Raw genomic sequence first — 26,380 nt, 5'->3', positions numbered from 1 at the left:
GGCTGATCCTCGAGCCTGCTCCTCAACCAACTCTTCAATGCATCATGCCGCGGGCTTCCTCCACCAACGCCAGGTATCGACGCCTGCGGTCCCGGGGCATTTCCATGATGTCGCGTTCGCTCCAGTGGTAAGCACTGGCCAGCCGGTGCACCTCACGCAGGAGGCCTTGCCGACCACTCTGCAGGCAGGCGTAAGGATCGATTTCCACTCGCATTTCGGTTTTGCATTCCGGACATTCCGTCGGTACCCACACCACCAGCTCCGGAGCGACGGACTCGATGGCCGACTCGATCGCGGCCACATCTTCTCCTGAAAACTCCAAAGCAGTGGGATTGTCCTGATAATCGACCAAGAGGCGTTGCAACAACACCGGCACGGCCCGCGTTTCGTCCTCCAATCCAGCGATACATTCCTGGTCGGCGCCGGTTGGAACGCGAAAGCGCAACTGCCCAAACCGCGTAGGCACGGTTACAAACGGATAACCTTCACCCGGCGGTTTGATCGGCAGCTCCGATGGACGCAGACGCACATCGAACACCGCCTTGCACGAAGGGCAGAGCGCGGAATGCCATTCGCGTTCCGAATGAAGGTGACACGCCAGGTGCCGCATGAGGAACTGTCGATCCGCCACGCTCAATTCACGCACGGACAACTCATCCGCATCGCATCCGCCCACGGATTCCAGCGCCACCGCGAGTGCGCGCGTGACGCGGGCTGGTACAGACCGTTCCTGCTGAACCGCCTCCTCGAACCCCAGTTCCAGCGCACCCGTGACTTCATGAAAACGGAAACCGCGATCCAGATCCCCGCCGTTCCACACACCGCCGGGCAAAACCATGATGCGCTCCTTACGATTCCGTCGGCTCGTTCACTGCGGTATCCCGCTCCCACCCTTCGTGCTGAAGCGTGATGCTCTGAATGCCGACCGCGTTCATGCTTCCCGCGTCGAGATCCGGCATGGCCTGGTAGTCCGACACCCACGCGCGATGCAGAACGTAGTTGATGGCGACCTGGCCCTGCAGGTTGAGCAGGCTGATGATGACTTCCTTGCGGAAATTCTTCAGAGACATGGCGGAGTCGCCTTCGATGTTGTTGATGAGGTTCGCCCACTCCTCGAACACCGGATCGTGAGTCAACCCCTGTTCCAGCGTGACCGGTTCGTAGCTCGTGCCGCCGGGCATGATGCGTTCGTGCGACGGGTCGCCTGCCGTGCGCCATTTCACGGGTTCGGTTTTCTTTTTCAAGGCCGTCATTTTGCGCATGCCCGCAACGGGCTTGCCGTCGATGATGACGCGGAACTTGAACGTGCGGTACGGATCGTGCCGGTGCGCGTTGACGGGAAACATCGGTGCTGCCATAACCAGCGCCTCCTCTTACGGGGGTTATTGTTGAACTTTCTGCTGAATGCGAACGATGACGAATTCCGCCGGCTTCAACGGCGCGAACCCGACCAGCACGATCACTTGACCGCGGTCGATGTCGCCCTGGGTCATGGTGTCACCCTTGCCGCAACGGACGAAGTAGGCATCCGACGCCTTCGTTCCCTGGAACGCGCCGCTGCGGAACATGCCGTTCATGAAATCGCCGATGTTGCCGCGAAGCGACGACCACAGCGGCTCGTCGTTGGGCTCGAACACCGCCCACTGGATGCCGTTGTAAATGCTCTGCTCGATATAGATTGCTGTGCGGCGCACCGGAACGTAGCGCCATTCGGGGTTCGCCTTGGTGGACAGGGTCCGGCTTCCCCAGATGACGTTGCCGTATCCCGGTTGCTTGCGGAAGCAGTTGACACCGAGCGGGTTCAACTGATCCTGCTCACCGTCTTCCACCTGGTACTGCAATCCGGCCAAACCGATGATCTGGGCTTCGGTTCCGGCAGGCGCCTTCCACACGCCGCGCGTGCCGTCGATCTTCGCCCACATGCCCGCGGCGAATCCGCCCGGGCCGACCTTGAGCGTCTTCGGTTCGTTGGGCGCGGTGTCGGCGTTGTAAAGCGGATTGGGCACTTCCACCCACGGGTAATAAAGGACCGAATACGTGGAGGTGGGAAGACCCAGGGCCTGCACCTGCGCGCCCTGCTCCAGTTCCACATCCTTCGGCGGGTCCACGATGAGCACACGGCTTTTGGTGCTTTCGCAATGTGCCAGCGCGTGGCTGATCTTTATGTTGCCGAGTTCCTTGTTCCAGTACATGCCGGGAAGCAGGAGGATGCTGACGTCGCGCACCTTGCGCAGAACATTGGTGAAGAACGATCCGTAGTCCGGTGCTTCCGGAGCTTCGGCACTGCCGCTCGTCAACTGCTCGCCATTATCTCCGATGCCGGACGCGGCTTTCGGGATCACCTTCCACGTCCCGTCCTGCAGGGTCCGTCCGGAAAAGGCAACCGGGTTCGTGGTGAGCTTCAACAGCGAGGCAAAGTTGGTGTTGCCCGCGGGGCTTGCACCGTTGATGGTGATCGACGACGTCCGCGACGCACTGCTGCCGGAAGTGAAAGTGAACTTGCGCGCCGTGTCGTCGTATTCGCAGGTGAACTCGGCGAAAGACGGGATCTTCGGCTGGTGCTGCTGCACCGCGGCCTGAATGGCGTCGGCGATCTTTACCCGGTTGGAAACATCGTTGTCGGTGAAGTCGATGTCTTCCTTCTTGATGGTGATCTTTTGTTCGCCCTTGCCATCAAGGTTCATGGTCAGCACCATCTCCGTTTGAAACTGGGTGCGGACGTTCGTCCCCGCTGCCACCGCCCCACCGGTGTGGGTGGCTTTTTGCGCCGAGTCGAGTCGGAGAAATTGGGCCAGGTCGTTCGACGACTCGTCACCGTCCAGCACCTGTACGGAAGAGATATCCGCGTCCATGCCGGAAGTCAGCACAAACTTCGAAAGGCCGCCGACATCCTTGTACTCGCAGGTGAAGTCGAGATAACCCGTGTAGCCGCCGAGATCGCGCACCACCTTCTGCACATGTGCGGCAACGACCTTGCCTTCTTTTTCGTTGTTGCTGTTCCAGTCGCCTTCCGCTTCCAGATCCGCTTTCTTGATTGTGATCAGCTTCGGACCGCGGCGGTCGATGTCGATACGCATCGACATGCTGTCGGCGACGCTGGTGTTGAAAAAATTCGCGCTCGTGTCCATTTGCCCGCCGGTCAGCGTGGCTTTCTCGTACTGGTTGCTGGCGTGTTCCGGATCGGCCGCATCGAGAAGACTCACCTTGATCAGCCCGGACACATCGTTTATGCGGGTGAGGATGTAGTCGTCGTCCTGCGAATTCAGCGTGACCCCTGTGAACTCTTCGTCCATCACGAACTTACCGTCACCATCGTGATGACCGATTTCAACGTCGAATCCCGCCTGGTCCACATCCGGCTTGAGAATACGGATGTACAACTTGTTGCCCCAGGCCCCGACGGAGCTGGCTTCAATCTTTAAAACGTTTCCACCGCTGTGCTCCCCTGCCACTTCCTTGAAAGCCGCCACCGAAGTGCCGCCCTTGGCGAGACGGCAGATGTAGGCGTTTTTGCCGCCGTTCATATAAAAGGAACGCACCGCGAGAACCATGGCGTTTTCCTGCTCGCCCAGAGCATCGCCGGCGGCTTTCTTTTCGATGCCGCCGTAAATTTCCTTAAACTCGTCGAAACTGTGAACCAGTTCCGCCTTGCCCACCGGGCCGCGATAGGCGGCGCCGACGAACGCCGCATTGGACGTGGACACACCCTCTATCGGGCGGGACCCACTGGGGATTTCCTCAACATAAACACCGGGGTGCAGATATGTAGGCATAATAAACCGCTCCTTGCGCTGTAAACGAAATGTTGCGGACACGGGAACCCGGCCCGCGCCGGTTTGTCACTTCGCCGGTCTCGGGCCCTCGTGCCCCAGGCTGTAAACCCACCTGCCGTCCGGCATTTTTCTTTTTTCCATCACGCCTTCCTGGACCAACCGCTCGAGAGCCAGCCCTACCAGCTCCAGCATGTTTTCGTAACGTTGGCGCGCCAGCCAGTGCATCACGCCTTCTGCCGTGTCGGAGGCACGCGGATGCTTCTCCAAATAACCCTGGATGTCCAGGATGATCCTCGAAAGTTCGTTTGCAGAGTAGGGATCCACATTAGCCTTCCAGAGTTGGCAATGGATATCAGACAGCAAAGCCCATGCCAGAAATCACAATGATGAGGGAGGTTGATTTAAAAGGCGTTTGCACGGACTCGGAATTTTCCGATGGGATTTTTTTGACCCACCCGAAAAACGGGAAGTGAAAACAACCTATTTGTTATCAATCTGTTTATTCTGATCGAGAGCGCAACACCAGATGGGGCAAAAAAGACCCGCTCGCAAAAAAATAAACAGAGGTGTCCTCAAATCAAGGAAACGCTTTGAATGAAATTTAATGTGGGGGAAGTTTCAGAATTGCGTGCGGTCGATGCCGTGTTTTTTGAGCAGGCGGGCGAGAGAGCGGCGCTCCTTGCCGGAACGGCGGGCGGCTTCGGTGATGTTGCCGCCGGTCTCAATAATCAGTGCGCTCAGGTAACTCACTTCGAATTCCTCGATCGCCTGCGCCTTTGCCTCTTGAAAGGAAACATTGGTGATAGGGCCGGGTGTTGTTCCTTCGGAAACGCAACCTGTTTCCACACTGCACGATAGGGGCGCAACGCGAATCTGGTCGCCATCGGCAAGCAGGCAGGCGCGATGCAGAAAGTTTTCCAGTTCGCGGATGTTGCCAGGCCAGTGGTAAGTTCGCATCCATTCCAGCGTTTCGGGATGCAGACTGCGCGTGGGGAGATTGTAACGGAGACGATACCGTTCCAGAAAATGGAGGCTTAATGTTTCAATATCATGTTCGCGCTGGCGAAGAGGAGGGAGGACCAGGTCGAGGATGTCCAGGCGGAACAACAAATCCTGCCGAAACGAACCTTTTCTCACCAGCGCGTGCAGATCGCGGTTGCTCGCCGCCATCACCCGCACATCGGCACGAATGAATTTTTTACCGCCAAGGGGACGGTAATTCTGGTCCTGCAAAAACCGCAGTAATGTCACCTGCGCGCGCGGCGACAGCGTGTCCACCTCATCCAGAAACAACGTGCCGCCGTCGGCCTGCGCGATGAGTCCCGGTTGTTCGCCTTTGGCGTCGGTGAACGCGCCGCTGGCGTGACCGAACAATTCGTTTTCCACCAACGTGTCGGGTAGCGCGCCGCAATTGACAGGAATAAATGGATGGTTCTGCCTTGTACCGAGATAATGAATGGCGCGGGCCGCCCTTTCCTTACCAGTCCCGGTTTCGCCAAGCACAAGAAGCGGGGCGTCGAACTGCGACAATTTCTGAATCAGGTCGCGGACATGCTGGAACTCGCGGGAATGCCCGATGAGGCCAATCTCATCCAGCGGATCATAAGCCTGAGGAGGAGCGGGTGGACGCGAGGGGGACGCGCCGTTTTTGCCCGTCGCCAGGGTCATTGCCTGTCCTCCATTACTTTTGATACAGGGAACCAGTTCACAATCAATTCAAGGTTCACTCGGGCAATTGAAGAGGCTTGTTCGGATTTTCGATCATGAGGCACCCGAAACATACCCCATGCACTCAATTCACGTCAACCCTTCCGGTTCCCCTTTAAGGACTGCAAGTGATGTTTTCCACAGCCCATATCATTTAATTTCAATCTATTGAATAGATATGAAAGGTTTTAATTATTTTTTTATTAGACCCAAATTTTTTATACCAATCGGAACTAGCATTAAATAAATTTCGGAAGGCAGTGGGCCGCCTTTTATTGTCATGCCTATTCCAACTTCTCACCTTCTTCCTTAACGAGCACCTCTTTTTACTTATATTTTTTTGTCAAGAAAGCTTGCTGTTTTTCTTTTGAACGAGGTTTCCGAAGATTCTCCAAAGACGAAACCAAGAATTTTTGTTTGACAAAAGGGGGTGATTTGATATTTATGGGCTCACATTCGAATATCTGATTTGTTCAAAAAAGGGAAGACGGTGCGAATCCGTCGCGGGCCCGCCGCTGTAACCGGGGACGAAACCCTCCCACACCACTGTTCCTGCGAATGGGAAGGGGGAGGCGAGTAGATCGATCCGGAAGCCAGAAGACCTTGTTGAACGAACGATTTTCAAACTCTTCGTGGACTGAGAGGTTGAGGGTAGAACGACTATCCCATCCTTTTTTAGGCTGGGATTTTTTTTATGCCCGACTTCTCACTGGAAGCAAGGAATTCCGGTGGAAGCTTGTTGCGTTGCATCCCATTCGTACACCATTCGCCCAGCTTGGGGACGCCCGTTCCCTGTCCGCCGCGCGAGTATCGTTTTCCTCCGGTCCTCGGCTTCTTTTTCCAAATTAAAATTCGGGTTCGCGGAGGCATTGCCGCGATGAGTGCGTTTTTCTCCGCCCTGTCGTTTCTGTCCATTCTTCCCGGACCCTCCCGCCGCACCTTCGACACGCGCATGGTATCGCATTTTCCGGTGGTGGGATTGCTGATCGGCGGACTTCTCGTTGCCGTGGACATGATCGCTTCCTGGTTGTTCCCTCCGTTTCTGCGTGCGGTGGTGGACGTTGCGTTCCTCGCAATCATCACCGGAGCGCTGCACCTGGACGGATTGGCCGACAGCGCCGACGGCCTGTTCTCGCACCGGCCATGCGAGGAAGCTCTAGCCATCATGAAGGACCCGCGCATCGGCGTGATGGGTGCGGTGGCGCTGGTTCTCTGTCTGGCTCTCAAGGTCGCCGCAGTGCACGGGCTGTCCGGTCCATCGACGTGGTTGTGGCTGGTGATCGCTCCCGCCTTCGCGCGTTCGACTCAGGTAATCGCGCTGGCCACGATGCCGGACGCACGCGGCGGTGCGGGCATGGGCGCTCCGCTTTACGCATCATCAAAAACGCTGGCCTGCCTTGTCTGCATTCTGCCACTGGCACTGCCGTTTTTTTTCGATCTCCGTATCGGGGTGTGTGCGGTTTTGGTGTTTGCCGCCGTCACGTCACTCGCATTGGTTTATTTTCATCGCCGGATCGGTGGCATGACCGGCGATACCTTCGGCGCGCTCTCGGAACTGGTGGAAACCGCACTTCTGGTTGCCGGGGCGGCGTTCCACCATGCTTCCGTCTCCTCCGCAGGATTCTTTTTTGGAAAGGCTGTATCCCCATGACCCATTCCGTTCTGATCACCGGCGGATGCCGAAGCGGAAAGAGCCGCCACGCGCTGGAACTCGCCGCACGTCACACCGGCCCGAAAGTGTTTCTCGCCACGGCACAGGCTCTTGACGATGAAATGAGCGAGCGAATTGAGAAGCACAAAGAAGAACGTGGGCCCGGTTGGATCACTCATGAAGAACCTTTGGACCCCGGGTCCATCCTGAGAGACGGAACTTGTGCGCCCGGTTCGCTGGTTATACTGGATTGCATCACCTTATGGCTGAGCAACCTGTTGATGGCCTCCATCACGCGAGAAAACATCCTGAGACGCGTGGATGAATTGCTGGACGTTTGTCAGAGGTTCGACGGCACCGTCATCCTCATCACCAATGAAGTCGGCGCGGGCATCGTTCCGGGTTCGGCGCTGGGCCGCGAGTTCCGCGATCTGGCGGGAGAAATCAATCAGCGCGTCGCCGCCCGCCTCGACGAAGTCATTCATACCGTGTCCGGCATCGCCACAGTTCTCAAGTCCAACCGAAAGGAAAACTCTCCGCTCGAAAATGGAAAAGGTTTTAACAACCCGTTCTCGGTAGAGGACAAGGCGGGGCTGTACCGGGCCATCTTCGAACGGCGTGACGTGCGACATTTTCAATCAAAACCAATTCCTCCGCACGCGTTGAAACGAATTCTGCGCGCCGCGCATCACGCGGGTTCTGTAGGATTCAGTCAGCCGTGGAATTTTCTTGTCATCGACGATCCGGCGACGAAGGAGAAAATGTTCCAGAATTTCATCCATGCCAACGGCGATGCGGAGAAAAATTATTCCGGTGCAAAACGGGAACTGTATTCCTCGCTCAAACTGGAAGGCATCCGCGAAGCGCCGGTCAATGTGCTCGTCACCTGCGACCGCGAACGCGCCGGACCCCACGTCCTCGGGCGCAACACGGTGCTCGAAACGGATCTGTTCAGCACCTGCTGTGCCGTGCAGAACCTGTGGCTCGCCGCGCGTGCAGAAGGTGTGGGCGTCGGCTGGGTGAGCATTCTGTCAATGGATCAATTGAAGGTCGATCTCGCGTTGCCAGAATTCGTCGAGCCCGTGGCTTACCTGTGCATGGGGTACCCCGCCGCCGGCTATGCGAAGCCCATGCTGGAAGAAGAGGGATGGGCGAAACGCATTCCTTTGGAGGAAGTGGTTTTTTTCAACCACTGGGGACAAACCGTGGAAAAGCGGTTTTAAATCATCACCTCAGCCATTCCGGTTTTCCCGGCAGGAAGGGGTTGGCGGATGAAGACAGCCGCGCGCCCATCACCTGTTGTTTGCCGCATCGGCGTTCGCTCTCATTGCGTTTGTTTCCATCCGCTTAATCTGGGACGCCCTGTTTTCTATTCAATAAGGAGATTCATCAATAACAAACCCTTTAATCCATAGTTAAATTCATTTCCCCTTCAACCAATTTCTCTGTCAGGGAAGCCCGGTGCGAATCCGGCACTGTCCCGCAACTGTAATGGGAGAAGACGCCGCAAGAAGCCACTGTCTTTTGGGATGGGAAGGCGCGGCGGTTTGACACCCTGAGTCAGGATATCTGGCCGAGAAATGCATTCGTCCTTCGAGAGAAAGGAAAGAAGATGCTGAACCGTTTTTGCATTTCTGTTTTTTGCTGTTTGCTTTTTACCTGTACCCCCGTTTCGGCCTTGTCCGCCGAAACCGAAAAGGCGGAAGTCATGGAACCCATCTCGGTCAATGCGGCGCGCGACATTTTGGAACTGGAGAAACTCCCGACCTCCGCCACGGTGATCACGCGTCAGGACATCGAAGAAAAAAAGTACATCAATGTCGAAGACATGCTGAGAGAAGAACTGGGACTCGACGTTCTTCAAAACGGCACGCTGGGATCCAGTACCACCGTCTTCATGCGTGGCGGGGGATCTTCTTCCACCCTGGTTTTGATTGACGGCGTCCAGGTGAACTCCAATACGCTCGGCAGTTACAACTTCGCCCACATCCAGCCGGACAACGTGGAGCGCATCGAGATCCTGCGCGGGCCGCAAAGCACCCTGTGGGGCGGCGATGCGGTGGGCGGTGTCATCAACATCGTCACCCGCAAGGGGAAGGGAACTCCTTCACACCGTTTCTCGTTCGAAGGCGGGAGCTTCGCCACGTTCAAGGAAACATTCAGCACCCAGGGCGCGTTCGATCAGTTCGACTACGCCTTCAGCGCTTCACGCACCGACGTCGAAGGGTTTTCCTCCGCCAACGAGAGAAACGGCAACACGGAAAACGACGGTTACAACAACAATTCGTTTTCCCTGCGGACCGGACTCGACTTCGCCGAAAAACGCGGCCGCGCCGATTTCATCGGCCAGTACATCGACGCGCGCATCGATTTCGACAGTTTTGTATTTGGCGTCGGTCAAGTGGACGGTCCGCCGCACACTTCGCAGGATTTGTACTACCTGACCGCTCCCGTATCCTACAAGATCCTGCCATTCTGGGAAGTCCGCCTCAATCCCAATTTCGCATTCGATCAGGTGAAGTCCCGCAACCAGCCTTCGGGCGATTCCACCATCATCAGCCGCACGAGCACGCTGGATCTGCAAAACAATTTCACGGCAGGCGATTATTACAATGTGCTGGTCGGCGGCGAATACCAGGTGCGCGCGGGAGAAAACATATCCAACGGCATGGACCGCAGGCTGGACAACAAGAGCGCCTACCTGCAGGGCATCTTCGATTACGAGGACACCATTGTTATCACCGCCGGGTTCCGTCACGATGTCAACGACTCCTTCGACGACGTCACCACGTACAAATTTGAAGCCGCCTACCGTTTCAAACAAACCGGCACCCGCTTGCGCGGCGCGTATGGCACGGGTTTTCGTGCCCCAACCATAAACGATCTGTTCTTCCCTGGCTTTTCCAATCCCAACCTGCAACCGGAAGAAAATACCAGCTGGGAGGTTGGTTTCGACCAGTCCTTCCTCAACGGCGACATCACCTTCACCTCCGTGTACTTTGACGCCCGTTTTGAAAACCTGATTCAGTTCAATCTGGCCACCTTCCGGCCGGAGAACGTGGCCCGCGCCACTTCACGCGGCTTGGAAAACACGCTGGCCGTTCGTCTGCCCTGGGATTTGGAATTATCGGCCAATTACACATGGAACCAGGCGTTCGATGCCTCAACGCGCACACAACTGCGCCGCCGGGCGGAGCACAAGTTTCACGCCAACATCCATCACTGGTGGCGGAGCCGCCTGCACTCGCTCATTGGCGTCACGCACAAAAGCAAAACCCTGGACGGCGCAACGGGAACCGATCCTTACATCGTCGTGCGCGCGGCGATGGATTACACCGTCAACGATCAATGGAAGCTGACCGCACGCGCTGAGAACCTGTTCGATGAAGATTATGAAGAAATTCCCGGATTCGGCACGGCCGGAATTTCCGGTTACGCGGGATTGGTTTATAACTTTTAAATTGTCTGGAAAGGGGGCATCGTGTCAGACAAAGATCAAAACCAGGAAAGAAGAATTTATGTCAATCCAAAATCATAACGCCCGCGGTCTTCTCATAGCGGGCACGCACACATCGGTGGGGAAATCATCCATCGCAATAGGGCTCATGCGTTGTTTCCGCAACCGGGGATTCAACGTGAAACCCTTCAAGGTGGGACCGGATTACATCGATCCCGGCCACCACGCCCTCGCTTCCGGGAATCCCAGCTACAATCTTGACTCCTGGATGGGCGGGGCCGAGTACGTCCGAAACCTGTTTGAGGACATTGTGGAACCCGGCGACCGCTTCGTGGTCGAGGGGGTGATGGGTCTGCACGACGGCGCGCACGCCACGAAAGCGGCCGGATCGACGGCGGAAGTGGCGCACTTGCTGGATGTGCCTGTCGTGCTGGTCATCGACGGCTCCATGCTGGCCCGTTCCGCCGCCGCACTGGTGAAGGGCTACATGGAATTCGACGAACGGGTGAACGTCTTTGGTATGATCGCCAACCGGGTGAACTCGCCCGGTCACGCCAAGATTTTGAAAGACGCCATCGAGCACGCCACCCCGGCGCGGTTTTTAGGTACCCTCCCAACAAAGGAGGAATTGAAAATGCCGAGCCGCCATTTGGGTCTCCATCTGGCGCAGGAACAGGACAGCGACATTTATGAGCAATGGGCGACGCATTTGGAGGAGCATCTGGACATTGCCGCATTTATGGATGCGCTTCCAGATCGAAACTGCGTCCACGCTTCCAGAGCAAAGGCCCGGCGTTTTCCCCAAGTCTCCTCCACCAAGCCCTTCTCGGTTGCCATCGCCAAAGACGCCGCCCTTCACTTTATTTACCAGGATACGCTGGATCTGATCGGGCACTACGGCGGCACCATTCATTATTTTTCACCGCTGGATAGTCCGGCCCTCCCATCCGGCGTGGACTGGGTTTATCTTCCCGGCGGCTACCCCGAGCTTCACGCGGAACGGTTGAGCGCCAATACCGGGTTTTTGAGTTCCCTCCGCGAGTTTGTTAATGGGGGAGGCCCCGTTGTGGGGGAGTGCGGTGGACTGATGCTGCTGGGCAAAGTCATCGTGGATGTTAATAAAACATCCCACACCATGACGGGGGTTTTCGATTTCACCACTTCCTTCCAAGGAAACAAACGGATCATCGGGTATCGCAATCTGGAGTATTCCCCTGAGGAAACTCCGGAATCTGTCATTGAATTGAGAGGCCATGAATTTCATTTTTCCTTATTCGAGGATAACAATGAAAAGGCTTTAATGATCCATCGTCACCCGGAGACCGGACAGGAAATCCACGATGGGTATCGTAAGAAAAACGCATTTGCCCTGTATTCCCATATTCACTGGCGCAGTTCCCTCCGCTGGTGGGATTACCTGTTGCATCATTGCATTCTTCCTTTCAAAAACAGCAGGAGACCCGTCTCATGAAAAAACGGGCCGCCTCCGATCCGCGTAAACGCAAGGGATTGACCATCGTCCACACCGGGGACGGAAAAGGCAAATCCACTGCGGCCTTTGGACTGGCCCTGCGCGCCGCCGGAAATAAAATGAAAGTGTTCATCCTTCAGTTCATGAAAGGACAGTGGAAGGCCGGCGAGCGGAAGATGTTCAGCCAAATGGAACCCATGGTCGAATTCGAGGCAATGGGGGACGGGTTCACCTGGGACACCAACAATCCGGAGCAGGACCGGCAAACCGCCAGCAAAGCGTGGGAGATCGTGAAGCCCAAAATCCTGAGCGGCGATTATCCGGTCGTCATCCTCGATGAAATCAATTACGTGTTGAACTACCGATTCCTGGATGAAGACGAAGTGCTGGACACACTCCGTAACAAGCCGGAATCGGTCCACGTCATATGCACCGGACGCAACGCGCCGCCGGCGCTGATCGAGTTGGCGGACCTGGTAACGGAGATGAAATGTGTGAAACATCCGTTCAAAGAGCAAAAGATTCCGGCGCAGAAAGGCATCGAGTTTTAATGACGCAACCCGCAAATATTTTGACCGAAACACTGAGCGCAGTCACGCCGGTACCCAACGAACGCATTCAAAAGGCGCAGGCCCACCTGGATTCGTTGACCAAACCGCAAGGCAGTCTGGGCAGGCTGGAAGAAATCGCCGCCCGCCTAGCGGCGATGCATCCAGCGGGCAAACCCCGCATTCATAAACGCGGAGTGTTTTTGTTTGCCGCCGACCACGGCGTGGTGGCGGAAGGCATCAGCGCTTATCCGCAGGCAGTCACAGCGCAGATGGTTTGCAATTTCCTGAATGGGGGAGCGGCCATCAATGTGCTGTCGCGGCATGGCGGTGCGGGGGTGACCGTGATCGACATGGGAGTGAACCACGACTTCGCCTCCGACCTCGCATTGGTGGCTAAAAAGATCGCCAATGGCACCGGTAACATACGGTGCGGTCCTGCCATGACGTGCGACCAGGCCGAACGCGCTTTGATGGCAGGCGTCGAATTGGCGGCGCAAGCGAAGAAAGATGGATTCGACCTACTCGGCACCGGCGACATGGGCATCGGCAACACCACCCCCAGCGCCGCAATCCTGTCCGTATTAAGCGGACGGCCACCGGCCCAGACCACGGGGCACGGCACCGGCATCGACAACGCTGTTCTTCAACATAAAATCGCTGTCATCGAAGACGCTCTTCGCATCAACCAACCCGACCCCGCGGACCCCGTGGACGTGCTGGCCAAGGTGGGTGGATTCGAGATTGCAGGCATCGCCGGGCTCTGTATTGGCGCCGCCTCGCAGAATCTGCCGGTGGTTCTGGATGGAGTGATTTCCATAGCGGGCGCGGCGATTGCCCATCGTATGAACCCAAACATTGGCGACTACCTGTTTGCATCGCACAACTCCATTGAGCCCGGATGCCGGGTCGGGTTTGATCTTCTTTCTCTCGACCCTTTGCTCGATTTCAAAATGCGTCTGGGAGAAGGCACGGGTTCGGTGCTCGCAATGCACGCCATCGAAGCGGCCGTTAAAATTTATAACGAGATGACCACGGTCGAACAGGCGGGCGTTGCTTCCAAATCCGATTCATTCAATAAAACCATAAAGGCCGAACCATGAATATTGACTTGGGAAAAACCCCGCAACGCATCGTTTGCCTGACGGAGGAAACCACCGAAACCCTCTACTGCATCGGGGAGCAGGACCGCATCGTCGGCATCTCCGGCTATACCGTGCGCCCGCCGCAGGCACGAAAAGAAAAACCCAAGGTGTCGGCCTTCCTCAACGCCAAAATCGACAAGATCCTCGACCTTAAACCTGACTTGGTCCTTGGTTTTTCCAACTTGCAGGCGGACATCATGACGCAACTGGTACGGGCAGGCATTCCAGTGCACGTGTTCAACCAGCGCACTGTTGCCGGGATTTTTGACATGATCCGCATGCTGGGCGCGATGATCGGTGAATCGGCCAAAACCGATTCGTTGATGGTGGAGTTGAAAGAAGGGTTGGACCGCATCAAACACTCCGCCGCGCAACTCCCACGCCGTCCGCGCGTTTATTTCGAGGAATGGAACGATCCGTTGATTTCGGGCATTGGGTGGGTGTCGGAACTGATTCACATCGCAGGAGGCGACGACTGTTTTCCGGAGCTTGCATCCTGTTCCTTCGCGGCGGAACGCACCATTCACGACCCCGAAGAGGTCGTTCGCCGCGCACCGGATATCATCATCGGTTCCTGGTGCGGCAAGCGGTTCCGCCCGGAAAAGTTGGAAGAGCGTCCGGGATGGGACGCCATCCCCGCCGTGCAACAATCGCATGTTTACGAAATCAAGTCCGCCAATATCCTCCAACCCGGCCCCGCGGCGCTGACGGACGGCGTCACCCAAATTCATCAACTGATTCAAAAATGGTCCCAAGATTCCGCATGATTTTTTCTGTTCGCTGTTTTCATTTGTCACGACGGCATCCTTTTTCCCTATATATAAGGAATAGATAAAATCTGACCCCACGGAGTTCGGTTGCCTTCATTCATTGTTCTGAAATAGAATAAGTGTTCATGACCATATCGCGGCATTCGAGTGTTGCCTTTACGAACCATTTCCTGAGGAGGTGGGTTTCATGCAACGCAAACCCGTGATTGGAGTGACGGGCCCAACGCAGGGTGGCACGGCAGCGTGGGTGTTCACCCGGCTCGCTTTATGGAGGGCCGGCGCCAGGGCCCGGCGCATTCACACGCGGCAACCCGTTTCGATCGAACGGCTGGATGGATTGATCATTGGTGGCGGTGCGGACGTCGCTCCGGACAAGACCGATCCCCTGCCCATCGAAGACATGCCGCAACCGGGCGAGTTGAAAAAAGAACGCGGTCTCCGGTGGCGGGACTTTCTGTTGGCGCCGCTCATCTTCCTGTTCCGCTGGTTCACCGCCGCATCCACCGTCAGCTCCGATTCCGACCGGGACCAGATGGAACGTGACCTCATTCGCGCCGCACTGGATCGCAACCTGCCCCTCCTCGGTATCTGCCGAGGGGCCCAAATCCTCAATACCACGCTCGGCGGTACCCTGCACCGGGACATACGCAACTTTTACGTGGACAAACCACACGTGTGGACCCTGCTTCCCAAAAAGGAAATCAAGATCGAGCCGGACAGCCATCTCGGCGTGGTGCTGAACACCACCACGGCAAAAGTAAACTCCCTTCACCACCAGGCCATCGATCGTCTTGGCCGAGGAATCAGAATCGTTGCCCGGGAAGACCATAATCAAATCGTGCAGGCCATCGAGGTGTCCGACCAGCCGTTCTGCATCGGCGTGCAGTGGCACCCGGAATATTTGCCACAACTGCACCGCCAGCAGAAACTATTTTCCGCATTGGTGAAGGAAGCCTCCAGAATCCAGGAACGGGCGCACACCGTTTCCAAAGCTTAAGATCCACGCATATCCTGACCAACACTGCCGGGGACCCCGCCTGGTTGAAAATGAAAATTAAATCAACTTGCAGGGTTTGGGTTCTCTAACCATTTTTTCCAGGTTTTCCCATTTGACCGGCGATTTTCCGCCACCTCCTAAATTCCCAAATACCTCATATTTATAATAATGCCCATTAGGGCCTTAAAGTTTTTAAGCACATTTTGGCTGTTGTGAGTTTTTTTATAAAACGTTTTTTAAAACCCGGGCAGGGGTCGCCGCATCTCAAATACTAAAGAGGCCAAAACTTGCAGGCATCTTTGGATGGCATATGGATTTCATTCATGTGCTTCCATACTGTTGAGTGCCCCGTTGGGAAATACGGGGCGCTCACAAAAAAGGAGGTTTTTTTATGAGACAGCTTTCGAAGATCCTCGGATTTTTTTTGATATCCCTTATGACTCTGGGAGTGCCCATGATGGCCAATGCGGGGGAGGACCCGCATAAGGTCAGCAAGGAAAGCTCGCCCTATTGGTTCAAACCGGGTGAAGGTCCTTTGCCGCTTCCGTCAAACAACTTCGGCAAGATTCCTGAAGACGTTCGTCTGCACAACGAGAAGGGAATCGATACCTTTCTGACGCGCAAGTTCCGCGATGCCTTGGACCATTTCGAGATGGCCGCCCAGTTGGATCCGGATAACGGGATCCTGCTTTACAACGAAGCCATTACGCTGGTTAAACTGGACCGGCACCGTGAGGCCACCTTGAGGTTCGAGCAGGCGAAGGAACACGCCAGGGGCAACCAGTTGATCCTCAACTCCCCTGTCCTGCAGACCCATTTGACCACACCGCAGTAATGCAAAGACCGGATTCGGTTTCTGCAAAAAAACCCACCGGGTTTTCCCGGTGGGTTTTATTTTGAATCCCGCTTCACTTTACCGGAAAACTCACCCGCAATCCTCCCATCACATCATTCAGTTTGAAATCATTGCGGGGGCTGGTGGGGTGCTGATTGTGGCACTCGACGCAAGCCGTGGAAATCGCATAATCCGGATACACCGCATTGAAGTAACGTACATTCCCCGCCCGGGTCCAGCGGACAAAGGGACGGACGGGATGAATCGATACCCACTCCAGGGCATCGCGCTCGAATTCATTGCTCGGGGCATTCTGCGGATTGATCGGCCACAAGCTCAATAAATTCATTTCCAGACCGATGCTTTTCCGGGCCGCAATCTGGGAAACCTTTTTAAGAAATTGGGCGGGTAACATCAGTTGGGGGCCCGTTTTAACCGGGCCGCTGGTTTTCAAAAGTTCTCCATTTTCCAGATGCTGGACAACATGATTGGCGTAAACCGTCCGGTCCGACTCCAGCACCGCATGCACGTAGTCGGCCACCACTTCCGGAGGGAGGGCAATGCTTTCATCCGGTTTTTTCCGGAACCGGCTTCCCAGAGGCAAATCGATCACAATGCCGCCCATCACATCCCCTATTTTAAAATCACGCTTGGGGCTTGCCGGATGCTGGTTATGGCATTCCACGCAGGTCTGCGAAACCGCTTTATCCGGATAAATCGCCTGGTAATACCACAATCCGTTTTTCTGCACGATCCAGGTAAAGGGTTCATCGGGGTTACGGAGAACCTCCAGCAAACCGGACTTTTCGGTTTCCGATCTGGGCAGGTTGTCGGTATTCAACGGCCACACGCTACTCAACCGGTAGCGCATCCCAATGCCTTTTGAATTGGTTTCGCTGGAGGAAAGCTTTAAAAACTGCGCCGGCAGTAACAGTCCTTTTTCAGCCTTCCAGTTTTCCGTCACTTTGAAGGTGCCGTCCTGGTTGAAACGATCCACAATGTAGCGGGAATACGCCATTCTGCCTGCTTCGATGACCGCATAAATATAATCCGCCGCTATTCGAGCACGCACCCCTTCGTTGTTCTTCACTGACTCCGATTCCGCCGCCGGTCCGGTTTCCAGTCCGACACTCATCAGAAAAACCAGACCCGCAATTCCTGCCAGTAATATCGATCTCATGGGAATACCTCCCTTAGCGTTTGATTGGAAAGTATCGGGGGAGGCAATTCCGTAGAGCGCGCAGGTTGGATAGGAATAATTTCAAAAGAGAAAGAGCTTCAACGGTTCCGTGCAAAAACGTTATCTCCACCCATATGCCTTCAATATGGGGGCTCCAGGACGGAACCGCAACGGAATCCGGGAAAAAGGACGCGTGCCGAGCACCTCTTTTGCCAGGCAGGTTTGATGGATGTGGAATGTGGGGGTGGGCGGCCTCGTTCGGCCGGCCTTCCGGGGACGTTTGGCAGGGTTGCGGTCAACTGCGATTCTGAAAACGGTAGATTGTGTTTTTGATGACAGGAAGGCGGCTGGTGTCGCGCCTCACCAGGGCCCACATTTCAGAGGTTACATTTTTCAGTTCCCCCAGCTTGAGAAGGCGCTTTTTCTGTATGGAATCCTGCACACTGTTCTGTGGCAGGATGACCACGCACAAACCGCGTTCCGCGCCGAGGCGCAGAAAGGTGATGTCGTCCGCCTCGCCGACGGTATGCGGGCGGATTTCGTGCCGCGCCAGGTACCGGTCCACTTCCATCCGCAACTGGCTCTTTCCGGTCAGGTGCATCAGGGGTACAGCACTCAGAGAAAAAGGAAATCCTTTTTTTGCCCAGCCGTACTTTTCGGCACCCACGGCAATGATCTTTTGCGGCTTCAAACGGTAACTGACCACGTTTTTTTCACGCCGTTCGACATTCCGGTCGCTCAGCACGATCTCCAAACCGCCGTTGTTCAGCTGGTACATCAACTCATCCAGAAATCCTTCGATCACACTCAGCGATATGTCGCGTTCTTTCCATAAAGGAAGCGTGAATTCGTGCACGTTCATTGATGACAACGAAGGCAGCGCCCCGACCCGGATGTGCTGGCGTTTTCGCGGGCGGGCCTGGCGGACAGACTCGATCATTTCATCGCACTGGCGGAAGATCGTCGTGCAGTAATCAGCCACCATCTTTCCAGCCTCGTTTAATTCCAACCGGCGCACTCTGCGCTCAAACAGCTTTTTACCGAAAAATTCTTCAACCTCCTTCAATTGGGTACTCATCCCGGAGGGGCTGACATTCAGCTTCTCACTCGCCTTCTTGATCGATCCCTCCTGGGCGATCGTCCAGAAATGGTACAAGTGCCGGAAATTGGGCAGCTCCCGCATACTCGAAACTCCCTATTTTAAAGCTCTTTTCAATACATCAGAAAATTATGATGTATACCTTCCAGTTTATTCAGTTTTTATTATCCATATGATGATGCATAATAAAAGCCAAAATTAACGAACAACCAGTTCATTTGACTTAAATCTCAACGAAACCGGCTGTTTTACCCGTGAAATCGCCGTGGATCGGGCCGAACCCATCGGTCCCCTCCGCATGTCGGGCGGCTCCTCCAGGGAGTTTTATTTCGTTTCAGCCATCCAGGGTTTCGTTTCATTTCTTTTCAATACGGGAGTCATGCATGTGCGGCATTTGTGGTGAGTACCGGACGGACGGGACCCTTCCCGACACGCGTGCGGTTGGGGCCATGGCAGAAGCTTTGGCGCCGCGGGGGCCTGATGGTAATGGAAATTTTTCACAGAGGAATGTTGCGTTCGCCCACCGGCGTCTCAAAATCATCGACCTGTCCGAAGCCTCGCACCAGCCCATGATCGACTCCGCCCTTGGTCTCGTGGTCGTGTACAACGGAATTTTGTACAACTACAAGGAACTGAGGAAAGAACTGCAGGACAAGGGGTATTCCTTTTTCTCGCACGGCGACACCGAAGTGCTGTTGAAAGCGTACCACGCGTGGGGCAAGGATTGCGTCAAGCGGTTCCACGGTATGTTTGCGTTCGCCCTCTGGGAACGCGACAGCGGCAGAATGATTCTCGGTCGCGACCGCCTGGGCATCAAGCCGCTTTACTTTTCCAGTTCCGGCGGCCGATTCCGTTTCGCATCCAGCCTTCCGGCTTTGGTCGCCGGAGGGCAGGTAGACACCTCCATCGATCCCGTCGCCTTGCATCACTACATGACCTTTCACGCCGTGGTACCGCCGCCTCACACCATCTTCCAGGGAGTCCGCAAACTGCCTCCCGGTCACCTGATGGAAATCTATCCCGACGGCTCCCAAAAAATGGAACCGTACTGGTCGCTGTCCTACGCACGCACCAAAGAAGACGAAGTCTGCGACGAGGTCGAATGGAAGGAACGCGTGATGGAGGCGCTCAAGACCGCGGTACGCCGCCGCCTGGTGGCGGATGTTCCAGTCGGGGTGCTCTTGTCGGGCGGTCTCGACTCCAGCCTCATCGTTTCCCTGCTGAGTGAACTGGGGCAAAGCGGGCTCAACACATTCTCCGTCGGGTTCGAAGCCGCGGGAGGAGAACTGGGCGACGAGTTCGAATACTCCGACCTGATCGCCAAAACCTTCTCCACCGATCACCACAAGATTTTCGTTCAGACGGAAGAGGTTCTCCCCAATCTCATGCGTTGCGTCGAGGCGATGTCCGAACCCATGGTCAGTCATGACAACATCGGTTTTTTTCTTCTGTCACGCGAGGTGGCCAAGAGTTTGAAGGTGGTGCAGAGCGGCCAGGGAGCGGACGAGGTGTTTGGCGGTTATTTCTGGTATCCACCGCTTCTCGACACGGAGGACCCTGTTGCCGATTATTCGAAACTGTTCTTCGACCGGACGCATGAAGAATACGGCACCGCCGTTCATCACAAGTACGTAACGGAAGACCACAGTCTCGCCTTTTTGCAAAAACGATTCGGCGAAACCGACGCGGTGTGCGGCACCGACAAGGCGCTCTGGATGGACACTACCGTCATGCTCGTCGACGATCCGGTCAAGCGTGTGGACAACATGACCATGGCGTGGGGCCTGGAAGCCCGCGTACCGTTCCTCGATCACGAACTGGTGGAACTGGCGGCACGCATCCCACCTGCATTGAAAATCAAGGATGGGGGAAAAGGCATCCTGAAAGACGTGGGACGCGACATCCTTCCGCACAAAGTCATCGACCGGCCAAAGGGATACTTTCCCGTGCCGGCGCTCAAATACATCCAGGGGGAGTACCTGGATTTTGTTCGCGAAGTGTTTTCACAAACGGCGGCACAGCAACGCGCCCTGTTCAAAAAACCGTATCTTGACCAACTGTTCGAAAATCCGGAAGCTCACATCACCCCCCTGCAAGGCTCCAAACTGTGGCAGATGGCATTGTTGGAGATGTGGCTTCAGGTTCACCAGAAATGAGTAACGCACGTGCGTTATAATAAATAAGGAACGTTTTATTCGTCCATGATGAGAACCTCGGAAAAATCTCCGCGGCGTTTCTTACCCATCAGCGAGTTTCGGGACGTCCATAAGAAGGTTTCGGATTCAGAAGCCTCGCGCAATGTTGCGCTCGATTGCGGGTGGGGGCGTTTGGTTTTCGCCAACACCTTTATGGACAGCCACGAACTCGTTCATACCATCTGCCAGGAACGCCAGGGCAAGCGCGACATCGCCCTGTACATTCACGACCCCCAGGTTGCGTTGTCACTGGCACCGCAGGAATTGTTTCTCGATCCATCGCACACCCTTCGCCTCTGGCTGAACAAGTACGAGGAGGGCGGCCTTTCCCCGCGCGGCTTCACCGTACGGCCCCTTCAAAGCCGACGCGATATCCAGGAAGCCAACCGCATTTACAAAGCCCATCACATGGTGCAAATTCCGGTGAGCTTCACCATGAAGCACAAGGATTCACCGCACCTGATCTTTCGCGTGGTAGAGGACAACCGTTCCGGAAAAATACTGGCGATGGTACAGGGCGTGGACCACAAAGAAGCGTTCGGCGACCCCGACAACGGTTCCAGCCTGTGGTCGCTTGCCGTGGACCCGCATGCGGAACATCCCGGCATCGGCGAAGCACTGGTGCGCAGCGTGGCGGAATATTTCAAGCAACAGGGCCGCAGCTACATGGACCTTTCTGTGATCCACGACAACGAACAGGCCATGGCCCTGTATGAAAAACTGGGCTTCGAAGTGGCACGGCTGTTTTTCATTAAAAAGAAAAACCCGATCAACGAAAAGCTTTTCATCGGCTCATTGCCGGAAAACAACCTCAATCCCTACGCCCGCATCATCATCAACGAGGCCCGGCGGCGGGGCATCGGCGTGCACGTGATGGACGAAAAGGCCGGTTACTTTTCTCTCACCTTTGGCGGGCGCACCATCATCTGCCGTGAATCCTTGAGCGAGTTGACCAGCTCCATCGCCATGAGCCTGTGCGCGGACAAGGCGGTGACGCGCCGCTTTTTGAAACGGCAGGGGTTGCCCACGCCCGACCAAATGCCCGCAGGCAGCGCGAAAAAGAATCGCGAATTTTTAAAGAAATATGGTGACATCGTAGTGAAACCCGCCGACGGCGAGCAGGGCACGGGCATCACCATCAAACCCGCAAACGACACCGAGCTCAGGGCCGCCATTGAAAAAGCCCAGCGGGTCTCCGACCACGTTCTTCTGGAAGAGTTCGTGGAAGGCATCGACCTGCGCATCATTGTCATCAATTTTGAAGTCGTGGCCGCCGCGGTGCGGCACCCGGCACAGATCATAGGCGACGGACGGTCCACGGTAAAACAGCTCACCGTAAAGCAAAGTCGAAGACGCGCCGCCGCAACCGGCGGCGAGGCCAAGATTCCCCTCGATGCGGAAACGGAACAATGCATTCGTGACGCAGGATACACCTTCGACTCCGTACCGGAATCCGGAACGGTGATCCCCGTGCGCAAAACCGCGAACCTGCACACCGGCGGCACCATCTTCGACGTCACCACGGACCTGAATCCGAAGCTGGCGGAAGCCGCGATACGGGCCGCCAAGGCAATTCACATTCCCGTGGTCGGTTTCGATTTCATGGTGCCTACGGTGAACGGCGAACAGTTCAAAATCATCGAAGCCAATGAACGGCCCGGTTTGGCCAATCACGAACCGCAACCGACGGCGGAGAAATTCATCGATCTCCTGTTTCCCCAAACCCGCATCGATACGCACGGCGAGGGGCCGGCCATCCACACAACCTTATCCTGACCGAAAGAATTTAAATATATGAAGCGTCTCAATCTCGATCAAAGTTACCTGATGCGCATCCTCTTCCGTCTGCTGGAAATTCCCAGCCCGACCGGACTGACCGATACGATCGTGCACGTTTTGTGTCACGAGCTTAAAAAACTAGGCATTCCCTTCGAACTGACGCGCCGCGGCGCCATTCGCGCCAACATGTCCGGAAAGGTTCAAAGCCCCGACCGGGCCATTGTCGCCCACTTGGATACATTGGGTGCGATGGTGAAAAATTTGCGTGAAAACGGAAGGCTGGAGGTCGTGCCCATCGGCACCTGGTCACCGCGCTTCGCCGAAGGCGCGCGCGTGACGGTGTACATGGATGACGACCGCTCCTGCCGCGGCACGATCCTGCCGCTCAAGGCCTCGGGGCACACCTATAACGAGGAGGTCGACACCCAGCCCACCGCGTGGTCCAACCTGGAAGTGCGGGTGGACATGGAAAGCAATTCCCGCAAGGACCTTGAAGAAGCGGGGTTCAACGTCGGCGATTTCATCGCCATCGATGCCGATCCCGAGTTCACCGACAGCGGCTACATTGTTTCCCGTCACCTGGACGACAAGGCAGGGGTCGCCGCCATTCTCACCGCAGCCAAGGCCATTGTGGAAGCCAAGGTGCCCCTGGATCTTGACTGCCACCTGCTGTTCACCATCTCGGAAGAAGTCGGCGTCGGCGCCTCACATGTCCTTCATGGAGACGTGGCCGAGCTGGTTTCCGTGGACAACGGTACCCTGGCCCCGGGACAGAACACCAGCGAATTCGGGGTCACCATATCCATGCAGGATTCCAGCGGCCCCTTCGACCGCCACCTGACCTCAAAGGTCATTGAAATCTGTCAAAAATACAAGATCGAGCACGCGCGTGACGTATTCAACCATTACCGGAGCGATGCGGCCGCCGCCATGGAAGCGGGAAACGACATCCGCACCGCGCTTCTTTGTTTCGGCCTGGATGCATCGCACGGGTACGAACGCACGCACATCCAATCCCTGATGTCGCTGGCCGACCTGTTGTCGATGTACATTCAGAGTCCACCGACGTTCACCCGCGACCGTGACCTTTTGGGGCCGCTCGCCGATTTCCCGCACCAGCCGGAACTGGAAAAACACATAGAGGATCCGCCACAGACCTGAGATCCGCCATGGGCGCCTAAATGTTGGAAATAACGATCGATATCACGTTTAACGTGAGATAAAACAGCCTTTCACCACCTGAAATTCGCTTGAAATCGGATATCATTGCTGTCAAAGTAATCATAAAAGATTGGATTCATTGGAGCACCCGGTAGGGTATCCGGAACTCGAACCCTTTAGCCACCCTTCGCTGCACCGACCCTACCCTAAATTCACCTAAATCGACCTCATTTTGGGAAACCGCGCAGGCGGTATTGAAGGCGGACTCTCCCCTTCATTTCCTTGTTTCCCCTTTTGGTTGAATGGATATAGTTTTTTCAAGAAGGCGGGGGACCGTGCGGCTTCCACTTTCTTTGGCGCAGATTGGGATGGCGGCATCCCGGTCTGTCAACCCTCACTCTAAAAATCAGGTGATTTATGAAAAAAGCAAGCATGACCCGGTCGGTATGGTTTCTCGCGCTCATTGCGGTGTTGCTGGTGACGTCCCCGGTGTGGGCGGAAGATCGGACCGTAAAGGAAGGCGACGTGATCGAGATCCATTACACCGGAAAACTGAAGGACGACACGGTGTTTGACAAATCGGAAGGCCGCGACCCCCTGAAGTTCACCGTCGGCACCGAACAGATCATTTCCGGAATGAACAAGGCGGTGATGGGCATGAAGGTGGGCGAATCCAAAACCGTCACAATGGTGCCGGACGAAGCCTACGGTCCCTATAACGACAAACTGGTGTTCCAGATCGAGAAAAGCAAATTGCCGCCGCAGGTGCAATCCGGTTCCCAGTTGATGGACGGACAAGGCAACATCGTGACCGTCAAGGACATACAGGGCGAAATGGCCACACTGGATGCAAACCACATGTTGGCCGGGAAAACCCTGATCTTCGACATCAAGCTGGTCAGCATCCAGTAACCTGCTTTTTTCGCATTACCGGATAACGCAACAAGCCCGGCCTTTTGAAGGCCGGGCTTTTTTGTATCAACGCATCCAATGGAATAAAAAGCCGGGGGTTAAAAAATTTCATACCTTAGAATCGGGAGTCGGCGGCTCCGGGGGATTGGGAGGGGAGATGTCCTGATGCTCCTGCAGTTTCTGGTGCGCCATCGCCGCCAGCCCCACCACCGCGAGAAACGATAGAACGCCCACGATGCGGTCGGCAGGAGGCAGGTCCCCTTCCTTCGGCGACAGTTCCCACAACACCAGGCAGATTCCGGCGATAACGGGTCCCGCCCGCAGGCACTGCCAGGCCCACGGTTTTTGACGGTACCACAACCACGTGCCCACCAGCGGCATCACGGCGAGAACTCCAAGCGCGATTTCCAGCCACCGGAACTCCTGCACCTGGCTCCAGGCCACCTTCTCACTTTCCTTGCGAACGTACACCATGCGCAAAAGCGCCTCGCAACTGGCACGGGCCTTGCCCGGGTTGCGATTGCAATCGAGTTCGAACAACTCCTGCGCCCGGCCATAGTGCTGGGACCGCTCATAACCGCGCGCCATATGGTAACACGCGCCGTAATCATTGGGATCGGGAGAGGGGTACCCTTCCCGGCAGAGGGGCAGAAGCAGGTCGCTTCCCCGGTTCAATTCCCCGATCTTGAGGTACTCCTTGCCGAGGTAAAAACAGGTTTGCTTGTTCCCGTCCTGGCAGCGCTTCTCCAGGGGCCGCACCTCCTCCTGCAAGCGCTCCATCTGGCGAGACAGGTGCAGTAGAGGGGTGCAGGCGCGCAGGTGGCCGGGCGTCGGGTGGCTGGTGCAGGCGATGCGGTAATACTCGAGGGCGAGGTCGCGGTCGCCCGCCCGTTCCGCTTCCATGCCCAGGGCCAGGCAGTAGATGGTGACCCCGTTGGAACATTCCTGCCGTGCTTTATCCGGATCGAATTCCTGCCGCTGCGCCTGCGCGGGCTCCGTCCAAAGGCCCAGCACCAAATACACTCCGAGGCACATCCATCCGCTCCACCTCACCAATCGTACTCCCATTCCAGCAGTTCCAGGTGTTCCCGCAGTTGGGAGACCGTGCGGAATTTTTTCATGATCAGGGACCGCTTGAGACCACAACAGATTTTCTTCACCGTTGGCGGCAATTTGCGGTAATGCTTCCGGCCTCCCATGCACTCGTGGTAAATCTGCACCAGGCTGCAGATATCGTCGCGCATGTTGGCCAGCTTGGCATCGGTGGAGTTGTACAGATCGAGCAGTTTGATTTCAAAGCTCAGACCGAATTTATTGACGATGATGTTGTCGCTGTGAAGGTCCCCGTGGTACTCGTTCAGCAGGTGGATTTCCTCGATACCCTTGGCCAGCGCGTACAGCAGGTGGGTCGCCTGGTACGGCGGCAGGCGCTTGCCGGGCAACTTCTGCAAAAACTCGGAGAGCAGGATACCCTCGACGTAATCGGATATGAGTGCGGTGACGGGAATGCGCCGGTAGGTGATGATCTCCTTGGTGTGGTACTGGATGAGGATGGAGCATCGGCGGAGTTTGTGCAATTTGCGCGCGTACACCCGCGCCGCCTTGTTGCGCACGTTGCGTTGGGGGAAAAACAGCTTTGCGGCGCGCTCGATGCCGGTGCTGATTTCGTTTACCTTGTACACCTCACACTCCCACGCCGG

Annotated in this window: 22 protein-coding genes and 2 riboswitches; of the genes, 13 read left to right on the top strand and 9 right to left on the bottom strand. The window is 56.0% G+C overall.

Annotated features, from left to right (window positions below; translation table 11 throughout):
* Nucleotides 1-34 precede the first annotated feature (34 nt).
* The 5 genes from TX82_RS05535 to TX82_RS05510 all read right to left on the bottom strand — a co-directional run bounded on the left by TX82_RS05535 (nucleotide 35) and on the right by TX82_RS05510 (nucleotide 5,441).
* On the bottom strand, nucleotides 35-838 hold the full coding sequence (locus tag TX82_RS05535) for a hypothetical protein (RefSeq protein WP_005007893.1): 804 nt from the start codon (nucleotides 836-838) through the stop codon (nucleotides 35-37).
* A 10-nt stretch (nucleotides 839-848) separates the two neighbouring features.
* Nucleotides 849-1,358 (bottom strand): phage tail protein, encoded by a 510-nt coding sequence (locus tag TX82_RS05530; protein ID WP_005007892.1) that lies wholly within the window; start codon nucleotides 1,356-1,358, stop codon nucleotides 849-851.
* A 24-nt stretch (nucleotides 1,359-1,382) separates the two neighbouring features.
* Nucleotides 1,383-3,773: a phage tail sheath family protein gene (locus TX82_RS16495; RefSeq protein ID WP_005007890.1), complete on the bottom strand. Its 2,391-nt coding sequence runs from the start codon at nucleotides 3,771-3,773 to the stop codon at nucleotides 1,383-1,385.
* A gap of 66 nt (nucleotides 3,774-3,839) precedes the next feature.
* Entirely contained in the window at nucleotides 3,840-4,097 is a 258-nt protein-coding gene (locus tag TX82_RS05515; RefSeq protein ID WP_005007887.1) for a hypothetical protein, read from the bottom strand.
* Nucleotides 4,098-4,391: 294 nt separating this feature from the next.
* Nucleotides 4,392-5,441 (bottom strand): sigma-54 interaction domain-containing protein, encoded by a 1,050-nt coding sequence (locus tag TX82_RS05510; RefSeq protein ID WP_005007885.1) that lies wholly within the window; start codon nucleotides 5,439-5,441, stop codon nucleotides 4,392-4,394.
* A gap of 478 nt (nucleotides 5,442-5,919) precedes the next feature.
* Nucleotides 5,920-6,099: riboswitch (cobalamin riboswitch) on the top strand.
* 258 nt (nucleotides 6,100-6,357) lie between these two features.
* Between TX82_RS05510 and cobS the strand changes: the two genes are divergently transcribed.
* From cobS to TX82_RS15085, 9 genes are all read left to right on the top strand, one after another.
* On the top strand, nucleotides 6,358-7,131 hold the full coding sequence (gene cobS, locus TX82_RS05505) for an adenosylcobinamide-GDP ribazoletransferase (RefSeq protein ID WP_005007883.1): 774 nt from the start codon (nucleotides 6,358-6,360) through the stop codon (nucleotides 7,129-7,131).
* Nucleotides 7,128-8,354 (top strand): 5,6-dimethylbenzimidazole synthase, encoded by a 1,227-nt coding sequence (gene bluB, locus TX82_RS16185; RefSeq protein ID WP_005007878.1) that lies wholly within the window; start codon nucleotides 7,128-7,130, stop codon nucleotides 8,352-8,354. The genes cobS and bluB overlap by 4 nt, the downstream gene beginning before the upstream one ends.
* A gap of 206 nt (nucleotides 8,355-8,560) precedes the next feature.
* Nucleotides 8,561-8,722: riboswitch (cobalamin riboswitch) on the top strand.
* 117 nt (nucleotides 8,723-8,839) lie between these two features.
* Complete coding sequence (locus TX82_RS05495) at nucleotides 8,840-10,591, top strand: TonB-dependent receptor plug domain-containing protein (RefSeq protein ID WP_187291915.1); 1,752 nt, start codon at nucleotides 8,840-8,842, stop codon at nucleotides 10,589-10,591.
* Nucleotides 10,592-10,649: 58 nt separating this feature from the next.
* The gene (locus tag TX82_RS05490; protein ID WP_005007876.1) at nucleotides 10,650-12,059 is read left to right on the top strand and encodes a cobyrinic acid a,c-diamide synthase CobB; all 1,410 of its coding nucleotides are present in this window, start codon (nucleotides 10,650-10,652) and stop codon (nucleotides 12,057-12,059) included.
* A complete protein-coding gene (gene cobO, locus TX82_RS05485; RefSeq protein WP_005007874.1) occupies nucleotides 12,056-12,610 on the top strand; it encodes a cob(I)yrinic acid a,c-diamide adenosyltransferase in 555 nt (184 codons plus the stop codon). Before TX82_RS05490 ends, cobO begins: the two co-directional genes overlap by 4 nt.
* Entirely contained in the window at nucleotides 12,610-13,710 is a 1,101-nt protein-coding gene (cobT, locus tag TX82_RS05480; RefSeq protein ID WP_005007872.1) for a nicotinate-nucleotide--dimethylbenzimidazole phosphoribosyltransferase, read from the top strand. Before cobO ends, cobT begins: the two co-directional genes overlap by 1 nt.
* Nucleotides 13,707-14,519, top strand: coding sequence for a cobalamin-binding protein (locus TX82_RS05475; protein WP_005007870.1), 813 nt, complete (start codon nucleotides 13,707-13,709; stop codon nucleotides 14,517-14,519). The genes cobT and TX82_RS05475 overlap by 4 nt, the downstream gene beginning before the upstream one ends.
* A 190-nt stretch (nucleotides 14,520-14,709) precedes the next feature.
* Nucleotides 14,710-15,519, top strand: a complete 810-nt coding sequence (locus TX82_RS05470) for a gamma-glutamyl-gamma-aminobutyrate hydrolase family protein (RefSeq protein WP_005007868.1) — start codon at nucleotides 14,710-14,712, stop codon at nucleotides 15,517-15,519.
* Nucleotides 15,520-15,910: 391 nt separating this feature from the next.
* Complete coding sequence (locus TX82_RS15085; RefSeq protein ID WP_005007866.1) at nucleotides 15,911-16,354, top strand: tetratricopeptide repeat protein; 444 nt, start codon at nucleotides 15,911-15,913, stop codon at nucleotides 16,352-16,354.
* A gap of 73 nt (nucleotides 16,355-16,427) precedes the next feature.
* Here the strand turns inward: TX82_RS15085 and TX82_RS15080 are convergent, their stop codons facing one another.
* Both TX82_RS15080 and TX82_RS05450 read right to left on the bottom strand, forming a co-directional pair.
* On the bottom strand, nucleotides 16,428-17,534 hold the full coding sequence (locus TX82_RS15080; protein ID WP_005007861.1) for a c-type heme family protein: 1,107 nt from the start codon (nucleotides 17,532-17,534) through the stop codon (nucleotides 16,428-16,430).
* A gap of 295 nt (nucleotides 17,535-17,829) precedes the next feature.
* Complete coding sequence (locus TX82_RS05450) at nucleotides 17,830-18,717, bottom strand: LysR family transcriptional regulator (protein ID WP_005007858.1); 888 nt, start codon at nucleotides 18,715-18,717, stop codon at nucleotides 17,830-17,832.
* 299 nt (nucleotides 18,718-19,016) lie between these two features.
* Here TX82_RS05450 and TX82_RS05445 point away from each other — a divergent pair, with 299 nt between their 5' ends.
* From TX82_RS05445 to TX82_RS05430, 4 genes are all read left to right on the top strand, one after another.
* Nucleotides 19,017-20,789 carry an N-acetylglutaminylglutamine amidotransferase gene (locus TX82_RS05445; RefSeq protein ID WP_005007854.1) on the top strand — a complete coding sequence of 591 codons (1,773 nt, stop codon included), beginning with the start codon at nucleotides 19,017-19,019 and terminating at the stop codon, nucleotides 20,787-20,789.
* Between the two features lie 45 nt (nucleotides 20,790-20,834).
* Nucleotides 20,835-22,604 (top strand): N-acetylglutaminylglutamine synthetase, encoded by a 1,770-nt coding sequence (gene ngg / locus TX82_RS05440; protein ID WP_005007853.1) that lies wholly within the window; start codon nucleotides 20,835-20,837, stop codon nucleotides 22,602-22,604.
* Nucleotides 22,605-22,622: 18 nt separating this feature from the next.
* Complete coding sequence (locus TX82_RS05435) at nucleotides 22,623-23,768, top strand: osmoprotectant NAGGN system M42 family peptidase (RefSeq protein ID WP_005007851.1); 1,146 nt, start codon at nucleotides 22,623-22,625, stop codon at nucleotides 23,766-23,768.
* 417 nt (nucleotides 23,769-24,185) lie between these two features.
* Nucleotides 24,186-24,680, top strand: coding sequence for an FKBP-type peptidyl-prolyl cis-trans isomerase (locus TX82_RS05430; protein ID WP_005007849.1), 495 nt, complete (start codon nucleotides 24,186-24,188; stop codon nucleotides 24,678-24,680).
* A 108-nt stretch (nucleotides 24,681-24,788) separates the two neighbouring features.
* Here TX82_RS05430 and TX82_RS05425 read toward each other — a convergent pair whose 3' ends face one another.
* On the bottom strand, nucleotides 24,789-25,748 hold the full coding sequence (locus tag TX82_RS05425; RefSeq protein ID WP_144079092.1) for a tetratricopeptide repeat protein: 960 nt from the start codon (nucleotides 25,746-25,748) through the stop codon (nucleotides 24,789-24,791).
* On the bottom strand, nucleotides 25,730-26,380 hold a 651-nt coding region (locus TX82_RS05420; RefSeq protein ID WP_144079223.1), incomplete at its 5' end, for a serine/threonine-protein kinase. The genes TX82_RS05425 and TX82_RS05420, both read right to left, overlap by 19 nt.

The sequence above is a fragment of the Nitrospina gracilis 3/211 genome, assembly GCF_000341545.2.
In the GTDB taxonomy this organism is placed as follows: domain Bacteria; phylum Nitrospinota; class Nitrospinia; order Nitrospinales; family Nitrospinaceae; genus Nitrospina; species Nitrospina gracilis.
Note: the sequence above shows the minus strand (reverse complement) of the source record. Positions and strands in the feature narration are given on the sequence as shown.

Coding starts and splice junctions, on each gene's coding strand:
- TX82_RS05510 (WP_005007885.1), bottom strand. CDS start 5,441: ATGACCCTGGCGACGGGCAAAAACGGCGCGTCCCCCTCGCGTCCACCC.
- cobT (WP_005007872.1), top strand. CDS start 12,610: ATGACGCAACCCGCAAATATTTTGACCGAAACACTGAGCGCAGTCACG.
- TX82_RS05430 (WP_005007849.1), top strand. CDS start 24,186: ATGAAAAAAGCAAGCATGACCCGGTCGGTATGGTTTCTCGCGCTCATT.
- cobS (WP_005007883.1), top strand. CDS start 6,358: ATGAGTGCGTTTTTCTCCGCCCTGTCGTTTCTGTCCATTCTTCCCGGA.
- bluB (WP_005007878.1), top strand. CDS start 7,128: ATGACCCATTCCGTTCTGATCACCGGCGGATGCCGAAGCGGAAAGAGC.
- TX82_RS15080 (WP_005007861.1), bottom strand. CDS start 17,534: ATGAGATCGATATTACTGGCAGGAATTGCGGGTCTGGTTTTTCTGATG.
- TX82_RS05445 (WP_005007854.1), top strand. CDS start 19,017: ATGTGCGGCATTTGTGGTGAGTACCGGACGGACGGGACCCTTCCCGAC.
- TX82_RS05450 (WP_005007858.1), bottom strand. CDS start 18,717: ATGCGGGAGCTGCCCAATTTCCGGCACTTGTACCATTTCTGGACGATC.
- TX82_RS05535 (WP_005007893.1), bottom strand. CDS start 838: ATGGTTTTGCCCGGCGGTGTGTGGAACGGCGGGGATCTGGATCGCGGT.
- TX82_RS05425 (WP_144079092.1), bottom strand. CDS start 25,748: ATGGGAGTACGATTGGTGAGGTGGAGCGGATGGATGTGCCTCGGAGTG.
- TX82_RS05530 (WP_005007892.1), bottom strand. CDS start 1,358: ATGGCAGCACCGATGTTTCCCGTCAACGCGCACCGGCACGATCCGTAC.
- TX82_RS05490 (WP_005007876.1), top strand. CDS start 10,650: ATGTCAATCCAAAATCATAACGCCCGCGGTCTTCTCATAGCGGGCACG.
- TX82_RS05495 (WP_187291915.1), top strand. CDS start 8,840: ATGGAACCCATCTCGGTCAATGCGGCGCGCGACATTTTGGAACTGGAG.
- ngg (WP_005007853.1), top strand. CDS start 20,835: ATGATGAGAACCTCGGAAAAATCTCCGCGGCGTTTCTTACCCATCAGC.
- TX82_RS05470 (WP_005007868.1), top strand. CDS start 14,710: ATGCAACGCAAACCCGTGATTGGAGTGACGGGCCCAACGCAGGGTGGC.
- TX82_RS15085 (WP_005007866.1), top strand. CDS start 15,911: ATGAGACAGCTTTCGAAGATCCTCGGATTTTTTTTGATATCCCTTATG.
- cobO (WP_005007874.1), top strand. CDS start 12,056: ATGAAAAAACGGGCCGCCTCCGATCCGCGTAAACGCAAGGGATTGACC.
- TX82_RS05475 (WP_005007870.1), top strand. CDS start 13,707: ATGAATATTGACTTGGGAAAAACCCCGCAACGCATCGTTTGCCTGACG.
- TX82_RS05435 (WP_005007851.1), top strand. CDS start 22,623: ATGAAGCGTCTCAATCTCGATCAAAGTTACCTGATGCGCATCCTCTTC.
- TX82_RS16495 (WP_005007890.1), bottom strand. CDS start 3,773: ATGCCTACATATCTGCACCCCGGTGTTTATGTTGAGGAAATCCCCAGT.